The sequence below is a fragment of the Thermosipho ferrireducens genome (genome assembly GCF_017358165.1).
GTDB lineage: Bacteria > Thermotogota > Thermotogae > Thermotogales > Fervidobacteriaceae > Thermosipho_B > Thermosipho_B ferrireducens.
The window spans coordinates 669,748-693,484 of the sequence record NZ_CP071446.1; the positions used below are offsets into that span (position 1 = coordinate 669,748).

Here is a 23,737-nt window from a genome sequence, read left to right on the forward strand (position 1 = left end):
TGAACTTGAGGAGGAAATTGCATGAAATATGAAATGGTATATTTTGATCTTGACAATACTATTCTTGATTTTAATAAATCAGAAAGGTTTGCTCTGATTAAAACTATGGAGTATGTAAAAATTCCTTACAGGGAAGAATACACAGAAATTTACAGGGAAATAAATAAAAAATGGTGGAAACTTTTTTCTGAAAAAAATTATCCCAAAGAAGTTATAGTAGTGGAAAGATTCAGGGAATTTTTCGAAACAATAGGAAAAACACTTAAAGATTACGCTCAAGTAGCGGAATATTACATTGATCAACTATCTGAAACAGCTTTTTTTGTGGAAGGCGCAGAAAACTTCCTTGAAAAGTTGATAAAGAATAAACAACGCATGGCTGTTATTACAAATGGCGTGGAAAAGGTGCAAAAAAAGAGATCAAAAATAGCAAGACTTGATAGATTTTTTGAATTTGTTTTGACATCTGAAAAGGCTGGAAAACCAAAACCAGCTCCAGAAATTTTCTATTGTGCGGCGAAACTTTCGGGAGTTCCGTTAAACAAATCAGTATACATAGGTGATAACCCGGAAACAGATCTGGTAGGTGCTCAAAATGCTGGAGTAGATTTTATATTATTTGATCCAGATAAAGAATATGATCATAAAGTAAAGAAATTTTCAAATTTTGAAGAGCTGATTGCTTTTTTGGTGTAGATTTTAGAAAAACGGTTAGCATGAAATTTTACACTGCTCCCCATGAAAGTTGAACAAAAAAAGAGTAGAATGTTAGAATAAAGATAAGAGGGTGCAGTCAATAGCAAAGAAATTTTCAACTGAAGAAAAGATGGCAATAATTCTGGAAGGACTTCGTCGAGAAAAGAATGTTTCACAAATCTGTAGAGAACATGGTATTTCTCAAGCTCAATATTACAAATGGCGAGATAGGTTTTTAGAAGGTGCCAAAGAGGGTTTAGAAAATGGGAAAAAATCTAAAGTAAAGCAACTTGAAGAAAAAATTGAAGAACTTGAAAAAGTAATTGGAAAACAGACTATCGTCATTGAGACATTAAAAAAAACAGTAGTATATCCAGGAGGCGGGAAATAGTAGTATTGTTCCTTGAAGGAGGAATTCGAAGAATTCGTAAGTCTATACAAAATCGCTTGATTTTTTGTCTAGTTTTTTAGGTAGCATTACATAACTACATAATAAAAAAGAACTTTGTTTAGAACTAAAAGTAATTTGCCGTTCAGGAGTGTGATAATATGAAAGTTTTATATATCACAAATTTATCACCGATAATTGAAAACTTTGTTAGAGGAATATTTGTACATAAAAGACTTAAGATAATTTCGAATATAATTAGTAATTTTGATGTAATCATGACTCCAATATATTGCGATTCAAAGCTTCTTAAAACCTTAAGAAAGATTTTAAAAAAGGAATTTTTATCTTGTAATGAAGAATTTGCTTATGAAGGTATAACTTACAAGTACGTTAACATTACCCGCTCTTTAGTGAATGCGATTATGCAGAAAATTTTAAAAAATTATTATAAAAAGCACATATATATTGCTTCACTAAAAATTCTTGGAAACTTAGTGGATACTAACTATGATTTAATCCATGCCCATGGAATGTATAATGTACCTGCAGGAATTATTGCACAAAAGATTTCTGAAAATCTGAAAGTGCCTTATTTAATAACAGCTCATGGGAGCGATGTAAACATACTTATGATAAAAAGAAAAAAAGATTATATAAGTGTAATGGAAAATGCATCAAAAGTAATCTTTGTCTCTAATGCACTTCTTGAAAAAGCAAAATCTTATGGATATTCTGGGAAAAATGCAGTAGTTATCCCTAACGGTTATGATCCAAATATGTTTTATCCAATGGATAAAGAAAAGATTAGAAGAGAACTTGGAATATACAAAGATGGTTGTAAATATGTCGGATTTGTAGGTAATCTTACAAAAATTAAAAGAGCTGATAAATTCCCTAATATATTTCATAACATATCAAAAGAAATAGGAAATGCTATGTTTATATTAGTAGGAGATGGTAAATTAAGAAATCGGCTTGAAAAACAAACAAAAGATTTAGATATTATATTTACAGGAAAAGTTCCTCAAAAAGAAGTATCAAAATGGATGAATGCAATGGATGTAATGATACTTCCTAGTCGTAATGAAGGTTTTGGAGCAGTTGTGATAGAAGCACAAGCATGTGGCACAGCGGTTGTAGGAAGTAACAATGGTGGAATACCTGAAGCGATAGGATTTGAAAAATATGTTGTTAAAGAAGGAGATAATTTTGAAAAAAGGTTTGCAAATAAAGTAGTGGAAGTTCTAAGAAATGGGTATAATAAAGGAGACATAATTAAAAGGGCAAAAGAGTTTACTTGGAAAAAAATCGTTGAGAAAGAAGTTGAAGTATACGAGGAAGTTGTTGGAGGGATTGAATGATAATTCTTATGGCGTCGGCAGATAATCCGTATATCAATAACATTGGAGGTAAACATGTACATTTATTACTCCTCGAAAAATCTCTCAGGAAGCTTGGAGTAAATGTAGAGACAAAATATTATCAAATGTCATCTTTAAAGCGAAAGCTACTTATGATATTTAAAAGTGCTTTAGCTGTTTACAGTAAAAGAGAAAGAATAATATCTTCAATAGAAATTATTAGAGACTTTTACAAAAAACAGGATTACTCTAATTTTGATATTGTGAATCCCCACGATACACTTTCGGCTTCTGCAATAAATCACAGGAAAATTGTTTTAACTATACATGGATATTTTCCAAGGGAGTTACTGGATTATTCAAACTTTTCAGAAAACACCAAAGAAAAAATATTCAATTTTGCTGTAAAATACGAAAAGATAGGTGTTGAAAAAGCAAAACATATTATAGCTGTAGATACAAGGATAAAAAATTATCTTGTCAAAGAATTAGGGGTTGATAAGAAAAAAATAACCGTTATTTATAACGCTGTAGATATCGATAATTTTTCCCCTGTTAATGAAAGTGAAAAAAAGCGTTTAAGACGATATTTGGGACTTGAAACCGATAAATATATTGTCTTAATTCCGCGGAGATTTGTTCCAAAAAACGGTGTTCAATATGCTGCTGAGGCTGTAAAGATAATTAATGCTTCACTCGTTGGAAAGCAGTTGTTTTTCATTTTTTCTGGTAGAGGACTTTTAGAAAATGAACTTAGATCACGTCTCTCAAAATTTTCAAACGTGATAATTACAAGGCTTTCTCATAATGAAATAGTGAAATATTACAAAGCTTCTGATATTGTTTTAATTCCATCTATAACATCAAATGATGTTGAAGAAGCAACATCTCTATCTATGCTCGAAGGAATGTCTACTGGGAAAATTGTTATATGCACAAACATAGGAGGAATGAAAGAAGTAATAAAAGATGGGATTAACGGTTTTCTGATTCCTCAAAAATCGCCTGAAGCTATTGCTGAGAAAATTGAGTATGTGATAAATCATTACCATGAACTAGAAGAGATAAGAAGAAATGCAAGGGGATATGTTATTAGTCATCATTCACCAGAGGAGCATGCTGAGAAGTTTTTAGAGGTCTATAAAAAAATTTTCAGAATTTAGTTTTTACAAAATAGAAAGGAGATAATTTATGAAGCCAAAGGTGTCAGTACTAATGCCAACTTACAACGATGGTAAATATATTTTACAAGTAGTTAACGACGTTCTTTCACAGGAAAAAGTAGATGTTCAATTGATTATTATTAATGATGGTTCCACAGATGATACAGATAAAATAGTAAAGAATAATCTCCTAAATGATCCCAGAATAATTTATATTGTTCAGGAGAATAAAGGTCAGTTGAATGCCTTACTGAATGGTTCTAGATATGTACAAGGGAATTATGTGACATTGATACATTCAGATGATAGGTTAACAGATAGCAAAGCGTTTATTAGAAATATTCAAATATTGGAGGAGAAAAAAGCAGACGGTATTAATGCTGATTTGATAAAGATTGATGCAAAAGGGAATCAAACTGGACACATCAAAACTATAGGAGCTTTTACAGAGCAACAGTCAAAAATAGCTTTTCAGAAATATTTAGTTTACGCATCAAACATTTTGTCTGATGTTTTTTTCGTTTCAAAGAATTTCTTTTTTAAGAATGTTGTGAATAACTACATAGTATGGAATATGCCATACTGGATAGTATTTAAGCAGACTCAGGTTGAAGCCGGAAAAATATATCATATCAATGAACCATGGTATATGTATAGAGTTTTTGAAGAAAATTACATACATTCCGATATAGGAAAGTTCGTAGCTATAAATGGGACTCTAAGGACAATAGTACAACTATCACGATTTTTTAAACCAAGAATAATGGGGTACAACTTTGAACGTTTCATATACAGGGCATTAAGTAAATTTAAGTTGCATTACAATCCTTTCAAATTTTCGTCTGCGAAAATTTTTCCAACTAGTAGTAAGTATAAAAATCAAATATATGGTTATTTGAGCAAAATCGTGAAAATGTGTAAATGTGATAGCATTACACAAGAGTTCTATGAATCTATATTGAACTTTTATAAGATTTATTCTAATGAGATAATTAATGTTGATAAAATAGATAATCCTTTGTTTTTGGGGAAAGATGCAAAAATCTTTTACAAAAGATTGAAGTCTAACTCCATACCTCAAATATATAAATTACTTTTGGACAGTGGAAAAAAAGGATACTTTACAGTGGCAACGCGAAGTCACAATTTAAAAAAGCTTAAAATTATTTTGAAATTTCTTGCAATTTATCCAGAGATAATCGTGTATTAAACGGTGATTTACATTATGAGTGTACTTTCAAGTTATCTAAAATTCTCCATAGGTATATGGATAAGAGCTTTAATAAGTTTTTTCACAACCCCTATAATAACATGGCTTATTGAACCTTCTATCTTTGGAAGAAGCAGTCTGTTTTTAGCAGCGAATTCTATTTTCCTTACAGTAGTTATGCTTGGCAGTCACATGGCTTATATGCGTTTTTATCCAAGAAAAGGCATAGATAAAAATACTTTGCTTTGGAGCAGTTTGATAGTTCCTTTGATGATTTTTGCGGTATCGTCAATAATAATATTGTTTTTATTTAAAGAGGATTTGTCTGTCTTTTTAGTGAATTTTTATGATATAAAGATTGATATAATATTTATAGTTACAGCTCTATTGTCCATTTTTGAGCAATATACTTTTATAACTTTGAGAATGCAGATGAAAGGATTAACATACTCTGTTCTTCAAATTCTGCAGAGTTTAATACAAGTTTTTGTTATAGTGTCTTACTCGTTTTTGGTATCGCGTGACGTCTATTCAATTCTATACGCTACAATAGCATCAAAACTGTTAACAATATTAATAGGAATTTATACTTCTATAAGTGTTTGGTTTCCAATTAAGATCAATAAAACGTTGATAATGGAGTCTTTAAAATATAGTTACCCTTTTATTTTCTCAGGAATTGTGTGGTTTTTAGTTAATTGGACTGATAGATTTATGTTGAGGATTTTTTCAGATTTTAAGACTGTTGGTCTTTATTCTGCTGCATTTAAGCTGATTTCTGTGTCGACTATTATCGTTTCTGGTTTTTCCACAATTTGGTATCCAATTGCATATAAAAGATATGAAGAAAATCCAGAAGACAAGGGATTTTTTTTAAGAATTTTCAATTTTATGGTTTTTACGATGTTAGCACTTTTATTCTTGCTTTTAACATTTAAGGATGTGGTATTTTTACTGCTTGCAAAGACTTACAGGCCAGCTGCTCAAATTGCCCCTTTCTTACTTTTATCTCCTTTAATGCTCACTTTAGCTTCAATTGTGGCTCGAGGAATTGATTTTTATAAAAAAACTTATTGGTTTATAATAAGTGATGGTATTGCAGCTGTATACAACATATTGGGAAATTACATTTTAATTCCTATTCTTGGGGCAAAGGGCGCTGCAATTTCAACAGGAACTTCTTTTATTATTGTTTTTACAATAGAGGCAATTGTGTCTACGAATTTGTATAATGTAAATTATAACTTTACGAAAATGTTTGTAGGTTTAGTTTTATTTATTATAAGTTCTTTTCTGCACACTTTCATATCTCATTCATTTGTTCCTTACATAGTTTCTAGTATATCGTTAGTTGTAGTCATTGTAATATATAGAACTGAGTCTTTTTTTCTTGCAGAGGAATTAAAATCCATAGTAGTATATTACTTGAAACGTGTTTTCAATAGGAAAAAAATAAACTTCCCAAATAAATCAAACAAATTATAAAGCTCAGTTGTGTCAAGAAATTGCTGTAAAAATAACCTTTATTCTACATTCATGTCCTTATTTTAACACGCTACTCTTTTTTTGTTTAACTCTCATGGGAAGCATTATAAGTATATTATTACTTTCTGTGTTTAAACCCTTTATAATACTATTGTTATAAATCTTTTGTGATATAATGATTTTGTAAGTCAATTAAATAAAATGTGATTTTTTTGTTGTTAGTGCGCTTGTAAAAGTTTTCAGGAGGAGTTCCATGATAGACGTAATATACATAGGAAATGACGATATTATCGCAGATTATATTTATTGTCATGAAGGTTTTTCTTTAAAAGGGATAATCAGTGAAAGTAAAATGAGGAATAAAAAAATTTTTACTTATTCATTGGCAAGAGCATTGCCTATATTTTTTGTCAGTTCTAAAGAAGACGTTGTGAAAATTATAAATAAGTTGAAAATAAATATTTTTATTATGGGAAATTTTGGAATTATTATACCGGTGGACAAAATAAATCAGGAAAAAGAAATATACAACATTCATCCAAGCTATTTACCGGACTATAGGGGAAGGAATCCCCTATACTGGCAAACAGTACTCAATGAAAGAATTGTGGGAATAACATTGCACAAAATTAGTGAGAAAATAGATGAGGGAGAAATAATATCTCAGATTAAGGTGCCATATTATTATTGGATGAACACAAAAGATTTATATTTGAGTTTGATGGAACATATAAAAGATTTGTTATCGGATCTAAGCTTGTTTTTATCCGGGAAAAAAGAATCAAAAAAGATAAGTGGAGGAAAGTATTATAGAAGAGTAAAAAAAGAGGATTTTTATATAGATTTATCTACCGACTCTCCGTCAGTTATTTACAATAAAGTGCGTTCTCAAGAAACGTATAATGGAGCAATTTTGGAATACAAAGGTAAAATCTTTAGGATTAAAAAGCTTTCATTTGTTATTTTTGAAGGAAAGAAAGAAAATTTAATTAAAGAAGGAGATGTGATTTATATAAAATATAGAAACAAATTGTATATAAAGTTAGAGAGATACAGCGTAGAATAGCGTTAGAAAGGGTGGTGTTTTTGAAAAGGGTAGTTGCAACAGTAGAAAAAGGTGTAAACTATATATTTCATGTTCTAACAGTATCCGGTGTGAATTTTCAAAACGATTATACTAAAAAGTATGTTAGCACTATAGATTCAGAAGACTTAAAATTTCTTAAAGAAAACAGAGAATTTTTGACTTTTCAAAATGGAGCTGCTTCCGAACTTGTTGATCCGTTAATCTTTTTTCCGGCATACCTTAATCTGGATTCTAAGGAAAAATTAGAAAAGTATTTCAAATTGTTAGTTAGAGGTTTGAGAGAAGATAGTAAAAATGATTTTTTGAAAGAGTATGAAGTTCATATAGAAAAGAGAAAATATTGGTTTCCTGAAATTGATTCCATATGGTTTGAGAAAATAAAGAACAAGGCAAAGTTTATAGAAAAAATGGGATTAATTTATGTAAAAAATTTTTCCGCATATGAGTCATTGGTTTGGCCAGATGAAAGTAAAAAACTTCAAGAGAAAGCAGAAATTATAAATCGAGAACTTGAAATGCTGAATCTTATAGAGCGCTGGGAAAATATAACAAAACTTAATTTTAAATTCGATAAGTATCAGATAGTTCTTGTTTCTTCAATAGAAGGAGGACCAAATGCAAATTCTCTTGGTTATGATAGGAATGTCTTTTATTATGCTACAGATTTAGGATGGCTTATTGATTTTGTAAGTCACGAAGTTGGTACGCATATATTGATAGATTTTGGTCTTCCTATAATAAAAAAGTTTATTTCCAATCATGAAGAACCGGCTCAAACCGAGATAAAAAAATTTCAGGAGTTTTATATGGCGTATGAATGTCTTGCGCAGTTTTACAATTCTATAGTATTGGACAAAAAGTTAAGTTATGATTTGAAACAATTTAATTCAAATAGGTATTTAAAGATATATCAGGAGTTGTATGATTCTGGTAAAAATTCTGCGGGGGATATGTTAGGAGCTGCTTTAAAACGATTTAAATGAAAGGGGTTAGTAGCGAGGTTAGCGAGAGCTTGGCGAGAGTTGTCTAAAGGATAAAATTGAAAGAAATATTGAAGGGAGGAACAAATGTGGCCATATTAGTTGCAGGTGGGGCGGGGTATATAGGTTCGCATGTGTGTAAAATACTTTATAAAAAAGGTTACGAAGTTGTTGTTTATGATAATCTTTCTCGTGGTTATAGGGAATTTGCAAAGTGGGGAGAATTTATACCAGGAGATATAGGGGATGTAAGACTTCTGGATAATATATTTAAACATTATAAAATTGATGCTGTTATGCATTTCTGTGCTTTTATAGAAGTAGCTGAATCAGTTGTTGATCCCCAGAAGTATTATGAAAATAATGTGGGAAATACATTAAAATTGTTAGAAGCTATGAGGCAAAATAATGTAAACAAATTTATCTTTTCATCCACTGCAGCCGTTTATGGAATTCCTGAAAAGATTCCAATAAAAGAAGATGACAGAAAAATGCCAATAAATCCGTATGGAAAAAGTAAATTAATGGTAGAGCATATTCTTGAGGATTATGATAAAGCGTACGGTTTAAATAGCATTTGTTTTAGGTATTTTAATGCAGCAGGGGCTGATCCAGATGGAGAGATAGGTGAGGCACACCAACCAGAAACACATTTGATTCCGTTAATTTTAGATGCAGCTCTTGGCAAAAGAGATAGTATAAAAATATTTGGAACAGATTATAATACAAAAGATGGGACGTGTATAAGAGATTTTGTTCATGTAAATGACTTAGCAGAGGCTCATGTAAGAGGCTTGGAGTATTTACTTGATGGCGGAGAGACGAATTATTTTAATCTGGGGAGTGGTGAAGGATATTCTGTTCGTGAAGTTATAGAGACAGTTAAAAAAGTTACAAAAAAAGATTTTAGAGTAGTCGAAGCAGATAGAAGACCGGGAGATCCTGCGTACTTAGTAGCAGACAGTACAAAAGCAAAAGAAATACTTGGATGGAAAACAAAATATTCTCTGGATGAGATAATATTAACTGCCTGGAAATGGCATAGCAGGATTGGCGAAAGTTGGCAATATTGGCGAGGTTAGCGAGGTTGGCGAGAGTTGGCAAGGTTAGTGAAATAAGATCCCTTGTCATTACATTCCTCGGGATGACCTCCTTTTTTTGTCATTCCGAACCCGAAGGGTGAGGAATCTTATAATTAGCGAGAGTTAGCGAGGTTGGCAAGGCCTGTCCTGAGGAGTGAAACGAGGAAGGATCATGCGAGATTTGGGAAAAAAAACAAGATTCCTCGCTTTGCTCGGAATGACAGGGAAAAGGATTGTTATTTCGAGAAACGCAGTGACGAGGAATCTTGTAATTAGTGGAGCTGGTAAAAAATGAGAATATTTTTAATAAGGTGAGAAATTAAAAATTAATTTTTTAAAGTTTTTTTGCAACGAGCCTGATGAATCCCACATATTCTCCTGCATCTTTTTTTAAAATAGCTGTATCTTCAGGCCACGGATTTTTGCCCGTGAAGTCCTGGGCCTCTTTCCATTGAACATACAAATTACATCCGTCTGGCATTGTGTCGGCTACTTTTATTTCTACTAAGCCAGTTCTATCCCATAACTTTTTCCACCAGTCAACTGTATGCCAGCTCCAGCAATCCTGTCCCCAGAAATTTTTTAAATGTTCTGGTATGCCATTCTCAAAATCTTTCATTAACCCCGGGACAACTATTCCAATAATTCCTCCTGGAGAAAGAAATTTTTGTAAATAATTTAAGTACAAATCGTCTGTTCCAAAATAGATGTACGAATCAATGCAGATAATTGCATCAAAAAAGTTCTCAGCAAAAGGCATGTTTCTTGCATCGCCCTGGATTGGGAATACCATATCTTTAACACCTTCTTCTATAATTCTTTTCCAGTTGTCCGTGGGGTTAATCCAGAGGTCGTATGACCATACTTTTACTCCAAACTCTTTAGCAAGAAATATGCTTGAGATTGCTTTTCCACTTCCCAGATCAAGAACTCTCATGTTGGGTTTTAGATCTATTTTTTTGCAAAGCCATTCAGTTAACCATAAAACATTGGGGCCCATTGAATTTTCAAGAATCCATTCAGGATTATATTTATTGGACAAAGGGAATTTCTCATTGTATAGAATATTTGTTAAATTTTTTGCCATCTTAAATCCTCCTTCATATTTCACTGATTTTGATCGCTTTTTCTGCCAATGTTTTTGGATCCATAGTGATAACTATTACTATTGATAGTAATGTTATTAATATAAGACTATAAATTCTTCCACGTTCGGTTAATGGGATAAGTTCGCCTGTAAAGTTAATAGTAAAGTGGAAAAGTATAGCGGACAATGTACTACGGTTGGTATTATTGTAAATCCATGTAAAGAGAATAGAAATAATAATTGGTCCGAGTATGTATAACCAGAAATCTAATGTACCGAATTTTAGCTGTTCATACTGGAAGGTGCCTTTTATAAAAAAGAGCGGGATATGCCAGAAAGACCACACAGTTCCTAAAATAAAGCTCGAGACAAGTGCATTGTATTTTGTTTGCAATCCATCTAAAGCATAACCGCGCCAGCCCAGTTCTTCAGGGATTGGCCCAAAAAGCAAAACAAATATGGCGAACGGCAGAATTTTCCAGGGATTTGATATTAAATTTTTAGCAGTTTCAAATGAAGGCAGGTGTGTTCCTGTGATGAGACTTGCCAGAGTAATAATGGCATGTATTAAAGGGAAGATTATTATAATTATCAAAAACCATTTTTTTCCAATCTGTTTGAAAGAGAACACGCGGTGCCAGTAGTCTTTCCAGCGTTCTTTATTGTTACTTTTAGAAATAAGAAAAATTTCTGCAAATGTTGGACCAAATAATCCTAAAGCTCCAAATATTATTCCCGGAACTTTCCAGACGTTCCAGCCTGATAATATAATCCACATCCAGAAAAACCACGAAATGCTCAGCGTAAGGATGAAGAATATCCAGGGATTTGAATTTTCATAAATTTTAATAGTTACTTTATTTGATTTTTGCAGAGAATTTAACATAGAATACTCCTTATGATTTTTTATGATTATAACATATATTTGGCGAGAGTTGGCAAGGTTAGTGAAATAAGATCCCTTGTCATTACATTCCTCGGGATGACACGAAAAAGGGTGTCATTCCGAGGAGCGCACGCGACGAGGAATCTTACCCCACTCATGTCATTCCGAACCCGAAGGGTGAGGAATCTTTTAATTAGCGAGAATTAGCGAGGTTGGCAAGGCCTGTCCTGAGGAGTGAAACGAGGAAAGATCATGCGAGAGTTAGTAAAATAAGATCCTTTGCCTTCCCGCTTCTCAAGATGACATCCTCCTCACATTTGTTCAGAATGATAATAAAGGAAGATTTTTTTAAATATCATTTTACGTAAGAGGACAGGGTTATGTATATGTCTCAAGTATTTAGTTTTATAATGACTTCATTTTTGGTTTTAATTAGATTTCCTTGAATGTTACCAAGCTCCTCGATCATGATATTTTTTTCGCTTGTTATTTCTGGCTTCTTGTTTGAAAAGAAAATAATTTTTTTGTATTGCCAGATTTCATTTTCCAGTTCAGACATAACAGGTCCTTTTATAAATAGTTCTTTTCCTTTCAACTTGACTTTTAAAAAGTTTTTATGCAAAAGTTTGTTGCCTTGTTTTATAATGTTCATAGGGTCGAATCCTGCCAGGTTGAAATTTCCTTCTAAAATGATTTTATGGCCACTATTTTTTTCAAAAGTTTCAAAAGCTTTATTAATAGAATTTCGATACTTTTCTATAAGTCTTTGTGCTAACTCTTTTGTTTGTTCATCTACATGTAAATCTTTATGTTTAATTGGAAAGTTTATGTTGTCAAGAAGAAAATTATAAAGGTATTTTTGTGAAGTAGTGTAATTTGTTTTCCAATCTGGTGTTATGTAATCAAGAATCAGGGAAATATACATACCAGAAGAATAACAACTTGCTCTAAAATTGCTTAAATCTTTAACTTTTGCTAAATTTTGGCCAAATAATGCGATTATGAAATCTTTTGGTAAATTACTTTCGTCGAGTAACCCCCTGTATTCTACATACATAGCTGTTCCTTCCATGCTCTCTAATCCGAGTTCATAGTCTAAGAAACTGCCTATTAGTTCCCGTCTTTTTTCTCTGTAAATAACAAATTTTTGCAGATTTTCCATTTTTAATTTCTTATTATTTTCAAAAACGGCCTTTAGAAGATATTTTCTCTCAAGGATTCTTAAAGAAATGTTTTCTGGTGTGTATGGATATTGAAAGGCAAGGAATTCATTGGCGAATCTTTTATCATTGTTTAAAAATTGAAAACCATGGAAAATCTCATGGACTATTTTTGAATAAAAAAAAGCAAATGTTTCAAATTCTTCAACGGTTGATAAATCCCAGATACCTATATACTTTCCGTTATAATTGATAGCGGTATTACCAACAAAACGTTCATTCCATGGTCCTACGAACACACCCTGTTCTTCTTCAAAATTTTCAGGTGGTTTATCAAGTCCTATGATGTATACGTGAGAATCGTTATAAAAAGCTATTGGAAGTGGAGAAAAATTTTCCCAGTATTGAGAGAGTTTGCCACTATTTATTTTTTCATATACAGTTTTAAGTGTTTTAATGATACTCTTTTTGTTTTTCAAATTCATGAAACAACCTCCTTAGTGTATTTAATATATTTAGACATACAACAAAATTTAATAATGATATTATATCAACACCTAAGCATATAGTGTTAGTTTACTATGGAACATTCCAACAAGATTCATCGATTGACAGTAAAATAAGATCATGTTAAAATTTACGTAATATTTATTGCGGGTAGTGAAATATATAACAAATACTCAGAAGGGGGCTGTTGTATGAATTTGAAAGAGCTTAAAGAAGAATTATCCGTAAAATGTAAAAACGGTGTGGCGTTTTTGTCATCAGCTGTTGTGGTGTGGGCTGTTATGCTTATGATATTGGTTTCAAAATTTACACTTGAGACGAAAAATTCTTTAATTTTATGGTCAACGGCGTTGTTATTTCCTCTTGCTATGGCTTTTTCCAAACTTTTCAAAGCGCAGTGGAAAGTTGATAGTAATCCTCTCTCTATTTTAGGATTTTATTTGAATATAGCCCAGCTTGTGTATTATCCAATAGTAGTTTGGGCGATGATAAGAAGACCTGAAGAAATGATTATTTTTCTTGGAATAATAACAAGTGCGCATCTTTTTCCTTACGGTTGGTATTACAATACTAAGGTTTATATGATAATGTCAATTTTTATGTCGGTGTCAATTTTGCTTATTGGACTTAGAACAGATGTTGAAACTTTGTGGATTATTCCCCTGTTTATGATATCTTTTCTGGTTATACTTGTAGTACTTTTGTATAAGGATTATATGAGAAAGGAAAGAATTAGTAAGAGTTAACAAAATCGGTGAGGTTGGCGAGATTAGTCCCTGCCTGTGTCATTCCGAGGAGCGCACGCGACGAGGAATCTTATAATTAGCGAGAGTTGGCAAGGCCTGTCCTGAGGAGTGAAACGACGAAGGATCTTGCGAGGTGGCGAGATTGGTGAAATAAGATCCCTCGTCATTACATTCCTCGGGATGACATCCCCCTCACATACGTTCGGAATGACAAAAAACGGCGAAGTTAGCGAGTGTTGGCGGAATTGGTAAAGAGTAAAATCCTTCGCTACGCCCAGGATGACATTTCCCTCACGTTTACTCGGGATGGAAGATTCATTTTTAAATCATTCCGGGGAACGAGAAGATATAGATTTTTGATTTACAATGGCTAAAAGTTTATTTTTGAACTCTTCTGAATTTATTTTTATTGCTTTCCTGGCATATTCGAGGTTTATAAATAACCTGGTTATATAGTCAAGGTCAGGAGTTTGAATGACTCTTGCAAGTTCTATTGGAGTAAGGTGCTGAAAATTTTTAAATACTTTTGCCCGCAGGTAAATATAAGCTCTTCTGACAAGCTCCACTCCTTTAAGTTGCAGTAATTCCTCAAGAGAATCTTTACTTTGCCAGACTTTCATTTTTTCTTCTGCATTTTTTTGGACAATTTCTTTTTCTATATCTGAATAATATAATAATTTGACCCCTGTGTAAATAGCGATTATTGCAAATAACGCGGGTATGATTATTTTGAATACCCATGTAAGGTTTATATAAAGGGAGCGAGTATTTGAATCATAAGTTTGATTTGATTTATGTTCGGGAGGGAATGGATTGTCAGTTAAGGAATTACTTTCTGTAAGTTCCTGTTGATGATTTTGCTGATAAGGTAAATTTTTGGATATTTTAGGAATGTATATTAAAAACAGGATCGATATAAAAGAAGTTATGAGAAATATATATAATAATACACTTTTTGAAGGTTTTACTATTCCTTTGAAAAGCACTAATAGTGTTACAACTCCACTAATTAATGTGAATATGTAGAAGATAATGTCCGAGTTACCTGTTTTGATTTCTAAGTCTGTTTTCTGGGTAGTTTGCTGATTTTGTTGAAAATTTTTTGGTTCTGAATTTATGGCCTGATTTTGCAAAGATTGTGTTGAGGATTCAAAATTTACTTCTTGCCTGGTAGATACTGGATGAGTATTTTTAATAGATTCATATGGCTTTAGAGAGATGGGTGTAATTAGAGCAATGATTACAAAAAGATATGCAAGTTTTTTTTCTTTAAGTGAATAAATCAGAATAATTATTAATGCGTATATTATATTCGAGTCATCTGGAAAAAATGAAATAGCAATTAAATATGATATGAGAATAAGAAAATCAAGTTTTTTATCTTTTAAAATTGCATATCCAAAAGATAATAACGCTGGAATGGGATTTTTAAATAATACGGAGGTGATTCCAACAATAATGATGTAAGGAAATGTTCTTTTTTTATAAAAGAGTAAGAGTATCAATAGAGATGTTATTATAATTGTTGTTAAATTAACTTTCCAGAAAGACAATGAAAATAGTATGATTATTAATGAATTTATTATTTTAAGGAACAAGTTCTATTCCCTCCTGGAATGCGAGATTTTCTTCCCACACCTGTACATATATATGATTTTCTCGTAAAATAGCCATTTGCTTTTCTATTTCCATAATGTCGGTTGGAATACTTAAGTAAGATTTAAACTTTTTGGAGTTTCTCTGACGATATCCAAAAGGCATGACAAAGACAAGTACTTTAGAGCACTTTTGTCGTATTTTCATTAAATGTGGGAGATCTTTTAATGTTAGATACATTGTTATTAATAAGAATGTATCGTTAAATTGTATTTCTTTTTCTGTAATGGTATAAATTTTTTCGTGGAATGTTTTGATTGAACCATACGATTGTGCGAGTAATTCAAAATGGTCAACCCAGTCTCCTGATGAAGATTTTAGAATACCATTTTTCGAGTCTATAAGGAGTTTTACGGGGATTTTGTTGTCAAGTGTATGTTTTATTATTCCTGCTGTTCCCCGAATTGTATCTTCGACATATTTTGAAAGTATTGGTTTCCAGGCGTTTCTTGAGAAAATTTCAGTGTGAAGATTTAAAAGTAAAGTGATATAAAGGCGTCCCTGTGATGTATAATCGTAATTTTTCACAAGTAGGTTTCTGTGTTTTGCTGATAATTTCCAGTGGATTTTATTTAGAGGATCATTTCTGTATTCTCTTATACCAGTGATGTAAGATGGATCCTCTAAAAGTTTTATTTTGCTAAGTTTATTTGGAATCAGTTCGCGAAGTAGTTCTTTGTTAAAGATGGAATATTCTAAATCAGGAAAAACAAGAATCTGGGCGTTGAATTCATATTTTTTTAATATTTTGAAAAAAGGATGTTTTACACTCAAAAAAGCGTATTTTATGATCTTTTTTCCTCGAGTGTGATAAGAATGAATTATTTTTATTTCTGTTAGGTCCCTGTTTATTTCAATTTGAGGAATGTTTTTTCCAATTTCTGGAATGGAGAGATCTGCGTAAACTTTTTTTGATGTGTTTTCAAATTTTATGATAATTTCAACGGGTTGATTTATAAGGGTACGGGATTTTTTAAAAGAAAGTGTTAACTTTATTTTTTTGAAAGCGTTTATCGTGCTTAAAAAATAAAACCATTCTATCAGGATCAAAATATCCACAGCTAAAATATAGCTGTTTATGAAGAAAAAATTTATAATAAGAATTACTATACTGATGAGTAAGAGTTTTTCATTTTTTATCTCCAATTTTACTCAACAACCTTTACTGTATCAAGAATTTCTTCTATAATATCACTTTTCTTTTCTCTTTTTATTTTTGCTTCAATAGTTAATATGAGCCTATGAGTTAATACAAAGGGTGCTACTGTTTTTACATCATCGGGAAGTACAAAATCTCGTGAATCCAGATAAGCAAAAGCGCGTGCCATTTTCATTAAGGCAATAGAAGCTCTTGGGCTTGCGCCTATTTCAACTGATGGATGATTTCGTGTTGCTTCTGTTATTCTAACAATATATTTAAAAATAGAATCGCTGATTGTAATTAACTTTGTATTTTTTATATGTAGGTTAAGCTCTTCGGAATTGATGATGGGTTTTAGTTGCTCTATAGGGTGTGTTTGTTCCTGAGACTTTAACATTTCTATTTCGTTGTTAAAATCCGGGTATCCCATAGACAGTTTTATTATAAAGCGATCGAGTTGTGCCTCTGGAAGAGGAAATGTTCCTTCAGACTCTATAGGATTTTGTGTGGCTATTGTGAAAAAGAGATTTGAGAGTTTATGTGATTTACCATCTATGGTAACCTGTTTTTCTTCCATAGCTTCAAGTAAAGCTGATTGAGTTCTGGGGGTGGCTCTATTTATTTCATCTGCAAGCAGCACATCAGTAAATATTGGACCTGGTTTGAAAGTAAAATTGTCGGAATTTTTATTATAAATATAAAGGCCTGTTAAATCTGTTGGAAGTAAGTCAGGAGTAAATTGAATCCTTTTGAATTTTAAATCAAATGTTTTAGCTATAGCTTTAGCAAGCATGGTTTTTCCAACACCTGGAACGTCTTCAATGAGAACGTGCCCTTGTGCAAGTAGCGCAGTTAGTAATATTTTTATTTTTTCTTCCTTTCCTTTGATGACTTTTTCTATATTCTCTTTTATTTTATTGAAAATGCTCATATTAGTCCTCCTAATATTAATTTTATTATTTTTTAAAGTAATTGCGGGGATGGTCCCCGCAATTACTTTGTAAACTTTTGTAGAAACTCAAACTATTTGGTCAATACTTTTTCCAGCAAATAGTTCACCTGCTATACGTACAAGCTTTAAATTCATTTTGTTTTGCTGATAAGTCATGAAGCTCAATAATTGGGCCATCTGTTCTTTACTCATTACTGTTTGATTGCTCTGTGGGGACTGGTTAGCAGGTGTAGCAGCTGATGTTTGTCTTATTGGATAATAATTCATGTTATTTATACCGTTTACTCTCAAATTATCACCTCCCATTCTTTTAACGTCAAAAATGGGTTTAATGTTAAATTTCTTGTTGATAATTTAGTATTCCTGAGATAATTATACCAAGTCCGCTTAAAAAAGACAAAAGAGCACTTCCACCAGAACTTACAAATGGCAGAGGTATTCCCGTTACAGGAAAAACGCCGCTTACAACTCCTACGTTAAAGACCACATGAAATAACATTAATGTTGCATACCCCCATGTAAAGTATCGAAGGATATCGTTCTTTATTTCCCCTGAAACTCTGATGAGTGAGAAGGCAAGAACTATATAGCTTGAGATTAACACAAATATGCCAATGTATCCGAGTGTCTCACCAACAATTGCCAGAATAAAATCAGATTCAGCAGCAGGAACTTTAATGTAAAGTGTACCAAGTGCTGGTCCTGATCCAATTATTCCACCACTTTTAATAGCATTTAACGCAGTTTGAAGTTGCCATGAAATCTGTCCTTCTAAGAAATTTTTTAGTCTGGATAATTGGTACGAGTGAAGGAAACCGTATTTTATAGAAAATATTGCAAGACCTCCCATAGAACCAAGGATGCTTAAGATCCCAAGTAATTTTGCTCCACCAAAGTAAAGAAGAGATAATATAGTAAGAAATATAAGAACAGATGTACTTAAATCAGGTTCAGCGATTAGCAAGGAAATATGAGGTATTAATAAAAGCAAAGGTATTATCAGGCCATGAGAAAACGAAGACATTTTCTGGGAATTTTTTTTAATATAAGTTGCGTAAAAAAGGAGCAGGAAAATTTTTGAAAGTTCTGAAGATTGAAAAGTGCTTTCTCCAAATATTATCCACCTTCTTGCGCCGTTAATCGGTCGAAAAAATAACGGGAAAATCAAAAGAACTACGGATAAAATGTAAAATAACATGTAATATTTTTCAAGATTTTTGGGGGTAAAGTAAATAAAGATGAGTAAAGCAAAAGTTCCTAAAATAATGTAAGTAATATATTTTGTAAAAACATTTGAGTTCATGGATAAATAATATTCTCTGGCAAAACTTAAACTGTATAATGCGATAGAACCTATAGAGAATAATATCAAAATTGTGAATAACATAATTGTCATATTATGCCTCATAGAATTCCTCCCAGAGCTTCAAAAGCTCACCAAAAAAAGCATTTGATTGATCCATGCCGTTTTTTGAAAGTTTATTTCCATCGAAAAATTCAAATTGCGATGATAAAAACTTTAACAATGTTTCTAACTTTGGAAGATCCGGTAATAAACTTCTGTCAATTCCCCACTTTGTTCTAAGCATCATAAAAATACTTTCGAGAGTTTCTTTTTCGGAATTATTTTTTGAGAAGTATTCTACAGGCTTTTCATTTTTTCTAATTTTCTCATAGTATTTTTGAAAGCTTGAAACATTGTTATATCTAATTCTTTCGACATGACCTCCAGCAGATAGACCAACCCCAATGTAATCAAGGTTTGCCCAGTAAACCAGATTATGTTTGCAATAGTTTTTGTTTAAAGAGAAGTTTGATATTTCGTATCGTTCGTACCCCACAGATTCTAAAAATTCCAGAAGAGCGTCGTGATAGTCATAAGTTTCATTTTTCAATTTTTTGTATGTTTTTACTAATGGAGTATTTTCGTGCAGTTCTAATATATAAATTGATAAATGCTCGGGTTTATATTTTTCTACAAATTCCACGGTTCTTTCTATGCTACTCCAGCTTTCTCCAGGGAGGCCGAGGATAAAATCCACGTTAACTACTTCGTAATACTGATTTGCAAGCTCGTAAGCTTTAATTGCCTGATCTGCGGTATGTATCCTTCCGGCTTTTTTTAAAACAATGTCATCGAGTGATTGCAGTCCAAGACTAATTCTATTGACACCAATTTCTTTGTAGATTTTTGCTTTTTCTTTATCGAACGAATCAGGGTTCACTTCTATTGTGAATTCTTCAAGGAAAAGATATTGGCTGAGGTGTTTGACTATTTTTTCTATATAATGCTCATTTACAAAGCTTGGTGTTCCTCCTCCAAAATACAGTGTTTTTATACCGCGCTTAAGAACATTATTGTAAAGCATCAATTCATGAACTAATGCTTCAAAGTAATTCTCTACACTTCCGTAAGTGTAACTTACAAAATCACAATATAAGCATTTTTGCTTACAGAATGGAACGTGGATATATAAAGATATCTTTTTTTTATCACCAACTAATTCTGAAAGAGACTTTGCCATTATCTATTATTAGATCCCCTTTCAAAGGAGCAAGAAATTTGATGCCTCCGAAGAAATTAAAAGAATTGTTGCTGTTATCATAATATGAATAAATATAAGAGAATCCTCTAAACTCGTTTAGTTTGAAAAATTTTCTAATACCACCATTGATCAGTAATTGGGAAAAATCTCTGGTTCCAATTCCTATGAGTACCCCTTCTTCAAGAGAACGATCTAATGGATATAAATACCCAATCATGTGAGAGTTGTTTATGCTTATGTAGTAGCCTGAATATGTTCCATATTTGAGGAAATATCTGGAAAATGAGTAAGAAAAGGTCTGATCTTTCCTGAAAGAAAAGCTTTCAGTGTTTAAAACCAGAGGACCTATTGTATAAAAAGTTCTTGAAGATCTGGAAAAAAAGGAAAAATTGTTTGAAACAAATACCTCTATATTCTGAGAAGAAATGGGAAGATTTATGTTTTCATAAGCGATGGAGACGTATCCACCAAAGATGTTTCCAACGAATATAGCTGTATCAAGGAAAAATTTTTCAGAGATTTTTTTTATTTTCAAGAATCCTATTTGAGCTTCTGTATAACTAAACTTGCTGGTAGAGTATCCTATACCTATTCCAAAGTAACTATCTTCATTAAAAATCATGCCAAATGGGGCATGATATAACATAACTGTGTTATCAAAGAATCTAAAAGAACCACCCAATACTACGGTTACTATCAAAGTGGTAATTATAATTATTAGCATCTTAATCTTCATGTTCTCAGCCCTCGAGTAATTTTTTTGCAATTTTATTTACAACTTTTGGATCAGCTTTTCCCTTTGTTTCTTTCATAACTCCACCTACAAAGAATCCCAGAAGACCAGTTTTGCCATTTTTGTACGCTTCCACTTTATCAGGATTTTCAGCTATCATTTTTTCTAAAATTGTTTTTATAAGAGTTTCATCACTAACCATTTTTAGGCCTTGATTTTCTACTATTTTTGAAGGAGCTTCTCCAGTTTTTATGACCTGCTCAAACACATTTTTAGCTATGTTTCTGGAGATTTCCCCTTTTTTTATTAACGCAAATAAGTCTGCGAAATGTTCTGGTTTAATTTTCAAAGAGCCAAAGTCATCTTCGGGAGTTATGTATCTTAAAAGTTCTGTTATAATCCAGTTTGCAGTTTCCCTACTATCCTGAGTTTGTTTTACACAGTTTTCGTAGTAATCAGCGAGCTGACGAGATGATGTCAAAATGGTTGCTTCATAATCTCCCAGAGAATACTGTGTCTTAAAACGCTGTAATTTCTCAGCAGGAAGTTCCGGTAGTTTTTCTTTGACTTGCATAATGAACTCCTCTGAGAGTATAACTGGTGGAATGTCTGGTTCTGGGAAATATCTATAGTCATTTGCTTCTTCTTTGCTTCTCATAGAAATAGTGATTTTTCTGGATAAATCCCAGCCGCGCGTTTCTCGAGGAACTTCCTCTCCTTTTTCCATTAATTTTACTATCCTGTCGTATTCGTATTCTAAAGCTTTTTCTACGAATTTAAAGGAGTTCATATTTTTGACTTCCACTTTGTTACTCTGGTTCTTGTTTTTTGTGTTAACTACAGATATATTGGCATCACAGCGAAGAGCGCCTTTTTCCATATCACCGGTACTTACACCAATATATCTTAGAAGCTGTCGCAGCTTTTCAAGAAATTCCCTTGCTTCCTGAGGAGATTCAATGTCTGGTTCGGTAACTATTTCTGCAAGTGGAATACCGCATCTATTCATATCAACAAGTGAATGTGAAGCTTCGGTTATTGTTTCAGATGAATGCAATAATTTTCCAGCATCTTCTTCAAGATGGATTCTTCTTATTCGTATTCTTTTTCCATTAATTTCCATGTATCCATTTGTGGCAAGCGGGTAGAAAAATTGGGTAATCTGGTAACCTTTTGGAAGATCCGGGTAAAAATAATTTTTTCTATCAAATCTTGAATATTCGTGAATATCACAGTTGAGTGCCGTTGCAAGAAGCACTCCATATTCAAACATTTCAAGAGAGGGTACTGGAAGAGCGCCTGGTTGACCTGTACAGACAGGACATATAGCTGTGTTTGGTTCTAATTCAAAAACATTGGAAGAACAGGAACAAAAAGCTTTAGTTTTAGTGTTTAATTGTACGTGTATTTCAAGTCCTATAACAGGTTTGTAGCTCATTTTTCTTCCTCCTCTAACGGTGTAGGAAATCTTCCGTTTGTATTGTAAGGAGATGTCTGCTCAATAAAATCAGCAAATCCAAGAACTTTCGCATCATCAAAGCGCTTTCCAATAATCTGCATTCCAACTGGCAGATTATTAGAAAAACCGAACGGAATACTTATTGCTGGCAAACCTGCGAGATTTGCTGGAATAGTGAAAATATCCATCATATAGTAAACGAGAGGGTCTTTTATTTCGCCAATTTTAAAAGCTGTAATAGGTGAGGTAGGAGTTATCAGAAAATCGTAATTCGATAAAATTTCATTTATTTTACTGGAAATTTTACGTCTAACTTTTTGTGCACGTTCAAAGTATGCATCATAATAAGCTGCGCTGAGTGTAAATGTTCCTATCATTATTCTTCTAATAACCTCTGGTCCAAATCCGTTTTTTCTGGTTTCCAGATAAGTCTCTAACAATCCTTCCTTTTCTTCTCTTAAGCCATATCGTATGCCATCAAATCTTGAAAGGTTTGAGCTTACCTCTGCGGGGGCAATTATATAGTATGTTGCTACAGCATATTTTAACTCGGGAAAATTGATCTTTTTAACAGAGATTTCAAGAGATTCCAGAAATTTGATAAATTCTTCAAATTTTCTGGCAATTTCATTATCTATTCCTTCGGCAAAAACCTCTTCCGGGTATGCAACGCAAATGTTTTTAAAATTTTTGCCAATGTATTTTGAAAAGTCTATTTGTTTTTCAACAGTTGTAGCATCACGCGGGTCCTTTCCGGAAATTATTTGTGTTAAAAGAGCAGCGTCCTCTACAGTTTTTGTTATAGGACCGATTTGATCAAGCGATGAAGCAAAAGCAATCAATCCATATCTTGAAACCAGTCCGTATGTGGGTTTAAATCCCACTACGCCGCAAAATGCGGCCGGTTGCCTGATAGAACCTCCTGTATCGCTACCCAGTGCTGCCACCACTTCTCCGCTGGCAACAGCGGCCGCAGACCCCCCGCTGCTCCCCCCAGCTACACGATCTAAATCCCAGGGATTTCTGGTTGTATAAAAAGCGGAATATTCTGTACTTGTACCCATTGCAAATTCGTCCAGATTTGTTTTTCCAACAATTGAAAAACCTGCTTTTTTGAGTTTTTCAACAACAGTTGCATCATAAGGAGAAACAAATGTTTCAAGTATTTTTGAACCACAGGTGGTTTTCATCTCTTTTACTACAATGTTATCTTTGATAGCCAATGGAATTCCAGAAAAGTTTCCTGGAACGTCCTGAGCGTTTTCGTTTACAGTTATAAACGCCTTTATGTTTTTATCCAGCTCGTTGATAGTTTCAATAGCATCTTTTACAAAGGATTTTTTTGCTTTTAGAGCATCTTTTATAGAAAGTTTTCTATATTCATTGCTGCTTGCCAACTAAAACACCTC

At 32.6% G+C, this 23,737-nt stretch carries 21 protein-coding genes and 1 pseudogene; 10 read left to right on the forward strand and 12 right to left on the reverse strand.

Annotation, left to right across the window (positions count from 1 at the left end; translation table 11 throughout):
- Window positions 1-21: 21 nt before the first annotated feature.
- The 9 genes and pseudogenes from JYK00_RS03340 (at window position 22) to galE (ending at window position 9,455) form a co-directional block, all read left to right on the forward strand.
- On the forward strand, window positions 22-696 hold the full coding sequence (locus JYK00_RS03340) for a YjjG family noncanonical pyrimidine nucleotidase (protein ID WP_207567278.1): 675 nt from the start codon (window positions 22-24) through the stop codon (window positions 694-696).
- Between the two features lie 100 nt (window positions 697-796).
- Window positions 797-1,110: pseudogene (locus tag JYK00_RS03345) on the forward strand (transposase); the annotation flags it as partial.
- 135 nt (window positions 1,111-1,245) lie between these two features.
- A complete protein-coding gene (locus JYK00_RS03350) occupies window positions 1,246-2,448 on the forward strand; it encodes a glycosyltransferase (protein ID WP_207567279.1) in 1,203 nt (400 codons plus the stop codon).
- The gene (locus JYK00_RS03355; RefSeq protein WP_207567280.1) at window positions 2,445-3,611 is read left to right on the forward strand and encodes a glycosyltransferase family 4 protein; all 1,167 of its coding nucleotides are present in this window, start codon (window positions 2,445-2,447) and stop codon (window positions 3,609-3,611) included. Before JYK00_RS03350 ends, JYK00_RS03355 begins: the two co-directional genes overlap by 4 nt.
- 28 nt (window positions 3,612-3,639) lie before the next feature.
- The gene (locus JYK00_RS03360; RefSeq protein ID WP_207567281.1) at window positions 3,640-4,821 is read left to right on the forward strand and encodes a glycosyltransferase family 2 protein; all 1,182 of its coding nucleotides are present in this window, start codon (window positions 3,640-3,642) and stop codon (window positions 4,819-4,821) included.
- Between the two features lie 15 nt (window positions 4,822-4,836).
- Window positions 4,837-6,306: a lipopolysaccharide biosynthesis protein gene (locus tag JYK00_RS03365; RefSeq protein WP_207567282.1), complete on the forward strand. Its 1,470-nt coding sequence runs from the start codon at window positions 4,837-4,839 to the stop codon at window positions 6,304-6,306.
- A 253-nt stretch (window positions 6,307-6,559) separates the two neighbouring features.
- Window positions 6,560-7,372, forward strand: coding sequence for a formyltransferase family protein (locus JYK00_RS03370; RefSeq protein ID WP_207567283.1), 813 nt, complete (start codon window positions 6,560-6,562; stop codon window positions 7,370-7,372).
- Window positions 7,373-7,392: 20 nt separating this feature from the next.
- Window positions 7,393-8,376, forward strand: coding sequence for a hypothetical protein (locus tag JYK00_RS03375; RefSeq protein WP_207567284.1), 984 nt, complete (start codon window positions 7,393-7,395; stop codon window positions 8,374-8,376).
- 86 nt (window positions 8,377-8,462) lie between these two features.
- The gene (gene galE, locus JYK00_RS03380) at window positions 8,463-9,455 is read left to right on the forward strand and encodes a UDP-glucose 4-epimerase GalE (protein ID WP_207567285.1); all 993 of its coding nucleotides are present in this window, start codon (window positions 8,463-8,465) and stop codon (window positions 9,453-9,455) included.
- Between the two features lie 334 nt (window positions 9,456-9,789).
- Here galE and JYK00_RS03385 read toward each other — a convergent pair whose 3' ends face one another.
- The 3 genes from JYK00_RS03385 to JYK00_RS03395 all read right to left on the reverse strand — a co-directional run bounded on the left by JYK00_RS03385 (window position 9,790) and on the right by JYK00_RS03395 (window position 13,073).
- Window positions 9,790-10,542, reverse strand: a complete 753-nt coding sequence (locus JYK00_RS03385) for an SAM-dependent methyltransferase (protein WP_207567286.1) — start codon at window positions 10,540-10,542, stop codon at window positions 9,790-9,792.
- 13 nt (window positions 10,543-10,555) lie between these two features.
- A complete protein-coding gene (locus JYK00_RS03390; protein WP_207567287.1) occupies window positions 10,556-11,428 on the reverse strand; it encodes a CPBP family intramembrane glutamic endopeptidase in 873 nt (290 codons plus the stop codon).
- A 391-nt stretch (window positions 11,429-11,819) separates the two neighbouring features.
- Window positions 11,820-13,073 carry a hypothetical protein gene (locus JYK00_RS03395; protein WP_207567288.1) on the reverse strand — a complete coding sequence of 418 codons (1,254 nt, stop codon included), beginning with the start codon at window positions 13,071-13,073 and terminating at the stop codon, window positions 11,820-11,822.
- A gap of 213 nt (window positions 13,074-13,286) precedes the next feature.
- Between JYK00_RS03395 and JYK00_RS03400 the strand changes: the two genes are divergently transcribed.
- The gene (locus tag JYK00_RS03400; protein ID WP_207567289.1) at window positions 13,287-13,841 is read left to right on the forward strand and encodes a DUF7010 family protein; all 555 of its coding nucleotides are present in this window, start codon (window positions 13,287-13,289) and stop codon (window positions 13,839-13,841) included.
- Between the two features lie 326 nt (window positions 13,842-14,167).
- Here JYK00_RS03400 and JYK00_RS03405 read toward each other — a convergent pair whose 3' ends face one another.
- The 9 genes from JYK00_RS03405 to gatA all read right to left on the reverse strand — a co-directional run bounded on the left by JYK00_RS03405 (window position 14,168) and on the right by gatA (window position 23,725).
- Window positions 14,168-15,439 carry a hypothetical protein gene (locus JYK00_RS03405; RefSeq protein ID WP_207567290.1) on the reverse strand — a complete coding sequence of 424 codons (1,272 nt, stop codon included), beginning with the start codon at window positions 15,437-15,439 and terminating at the stop codon, window positions 14,168-14,170.
- Entirely contained in the window at window positions 15,429-16,643 is a 1,215-nt protein-coding gene (locus JYK00_RS03410) for a DUF58 domain-containing protein (protein WP_207567291.1), read from the reverse strand. The genes JYK00_RS03405 and JYK00_RS03410 overlap by 11 nt, the downstream gene beginning before the upstream one ends.
- A gap of 2 nt (window positions 16,644-16,645) precedes the next feature.
- Entirely contained in the window at window positions 16,646-17,563 is a 918-nt protein-coding gene (locus tag JYK00_RS03415) for an AAA family ATPase (RefSeq protein WP_207567617.1), read from the reverse strand.
- Between the two features lie 93 nt (window positions 17,564-17,656).
- On the reverse strand, window positions 17,657-17,881 hold the full coding sequence (locus JYK00_RS03420) for a hypothetical protein (protein WP_207567693.1): 225 nt from the start codon (window positions 17,879-17,881) through the stop codon (window positions 17,657-17,659).
- Between the two features lie 43 nt (window positions 17,882-17,924).
- Window positions 17,925-18,998: an FtsW/RodA/SpoVE family cell cycle protein gene (locus tag JYK00_RS03425; RefSeq protein WP_207567292.1), complete on the reverse strand. Its 1,074-nt coding sequence runs from the start codon at window positions 18,996-18,998 to the stop codon at window positions 17,925-17,927.
- Entirely contained in the window at window positions 18,988-20,115 is a 1,128-nt protein-coding gene (hemW, locus tag JYK00_RS03430) for a radical SAM family heme chaperone HemW (RefSeq protein ID WP_207567293.1), read from the reverse strand. The genes JYK00_RS03425 and hemW overlap by 11 nt, the downstream gene beginning before the upstream one ends.
- Window positions 20,084-20,872: a hypothetical protein gene (locus JYK00_RS03435; RefSeq protein WP_207567294.1), complete on the reverse strand. Its 789-nt coding sequence runs from the start codon at window positions 20,870-20,872 to the stop codon at window positions 20,084-20,086. Before JYK00_RS03435 ends, hemW begins: the two co-directional genes overlap by 32 nt.
- A 4-nt stretch (window positions 20,873-20,876) precedes the next feature.
- Window positions 20,877-22,307, reverse strand: a complete 1,431-nt coding sequence (gene gatB / locus JYK00_RS03440) for an Asp-tRNA(Asn)/Glu-tRNA(Gln) amidotransferase subunit GatB (protein WP_207567295.1) — start codon at window positions 22,305-22,307, stop codon at window positions 20,877-20,879.
- The gene (gene gatA, locus JYK00_RS03445) at window positions 22,304-23,725 is read right to left on the reverse strand and encodes an Asp-tRNA(Asn)/Glu-tRNA(Gln) amidotransferase subunit GatA (protein WP_207567296.1); all 1,422 of its coding nucleotides are present in this window, start codon (window positions 23,723-23,725) and stop codon (window positions 22,304-22,306) included. The genes gatB and gatA overlap by 4 nt, the downstream gene beginning before the upstream one ends.
- Window positions 23,726-23,737 lie beyond the last annotated feature (12 nt).

Bases quoted from the DNA above. Each gene is read 5' to 3' on its own strand.
- JYK00_RS03435 (WP_207567294.1), bottom strand. From the start codon at position 20,872: ATGAAGATTAAGATGCTAATAATTATAATTACCACTTTGATAGTAACC.
- JYK00_RS03395 (WP_207567288.1), bottom strand. From the start codon at position 13,073: ATGAATTTGAAAAACAAAAAGAGTATCATTAAAACACTTAAAACTGTA.
- JYK00_RS03400 (WP_207567289.1), top strand. From the start codon at position 13,287: ATGAATTTGAAAGAGCTTAAAGAAGAATTATCCGTAAAATGTAAAAAC.
- JYK00_RS03390 (WP_207567287.1), bottom strand. From the start codon at position 11,428: ATGTTAAATTCTCTGCAAAAATCAAATAAAGTAACTATTAAAATTTAT.
- JYK00_RS03360 (WP_207567281.1), top strand. From the start codon at position 3,640: ATGAAGCCAAAGGTGTCAGTACTAATGCCAACTTACAACGATGGTAAA.
- JYK00_RS03385 (WP_207567286.1), bottom strand. From the start codon at position 10,542: ATGGCAAAAAATTTAACAAATATTCTATACAATGAGAAATTCCCTTTG.
- hemW (WP_207567293.1), bottom strand. From the start codon at position 20,115: ATGGCAAAGTCTCTTTCAGAATTAGTTGGTGATAAAAAAAAGATATCT.
- JYK00_RS03365 (WP_207567282.1), top strand. From the start codon at position 4,837: ATGAGTGTACTTTCAAGTTATCTAAAATTCTCCATAGGTATATGGATA.
- JYK00_RS03350 (WP_207567279.1), top strand. From the start codon at position 1,246: ATGAAAGTTTTATATATCACAAATTTATCACCGATAATTGAAAACTTT.
- JYK00_RS03425 (WP_207567292.1), bottom strand. From the start codon at position 18,998: ATGAGGCATAATATGACAATTATGTTATTCACAATTTTGATATTATTC.
- JYK00_RS03340 (WP_207567278.1), top strand. From the start codon at position 22: ATGAAATATGAAATGGTATATTTTGATCTTGACAATACTATTCTTGAT.
- JYK00_RS03355 (WP_207567280.1), top strand. From the start codon at position 2,445: ATGATAATTCTTATGGCGTCGGCAGATAATCCGTATATCAATAACATT.
- JYK00_RS03370 (WP_207567283.1), top strand. From the start codon at position 6,560: ATGATAGACGTAATATACATAGGAAATGACGATATTATCGCAGATTAT.
- gatB (WP_207567295.1), bottom strand. From the start codon at position 22,307: ATGAGCTACAAACCTGTTATAGGACTTGAAATACACGTACAATTAAAC.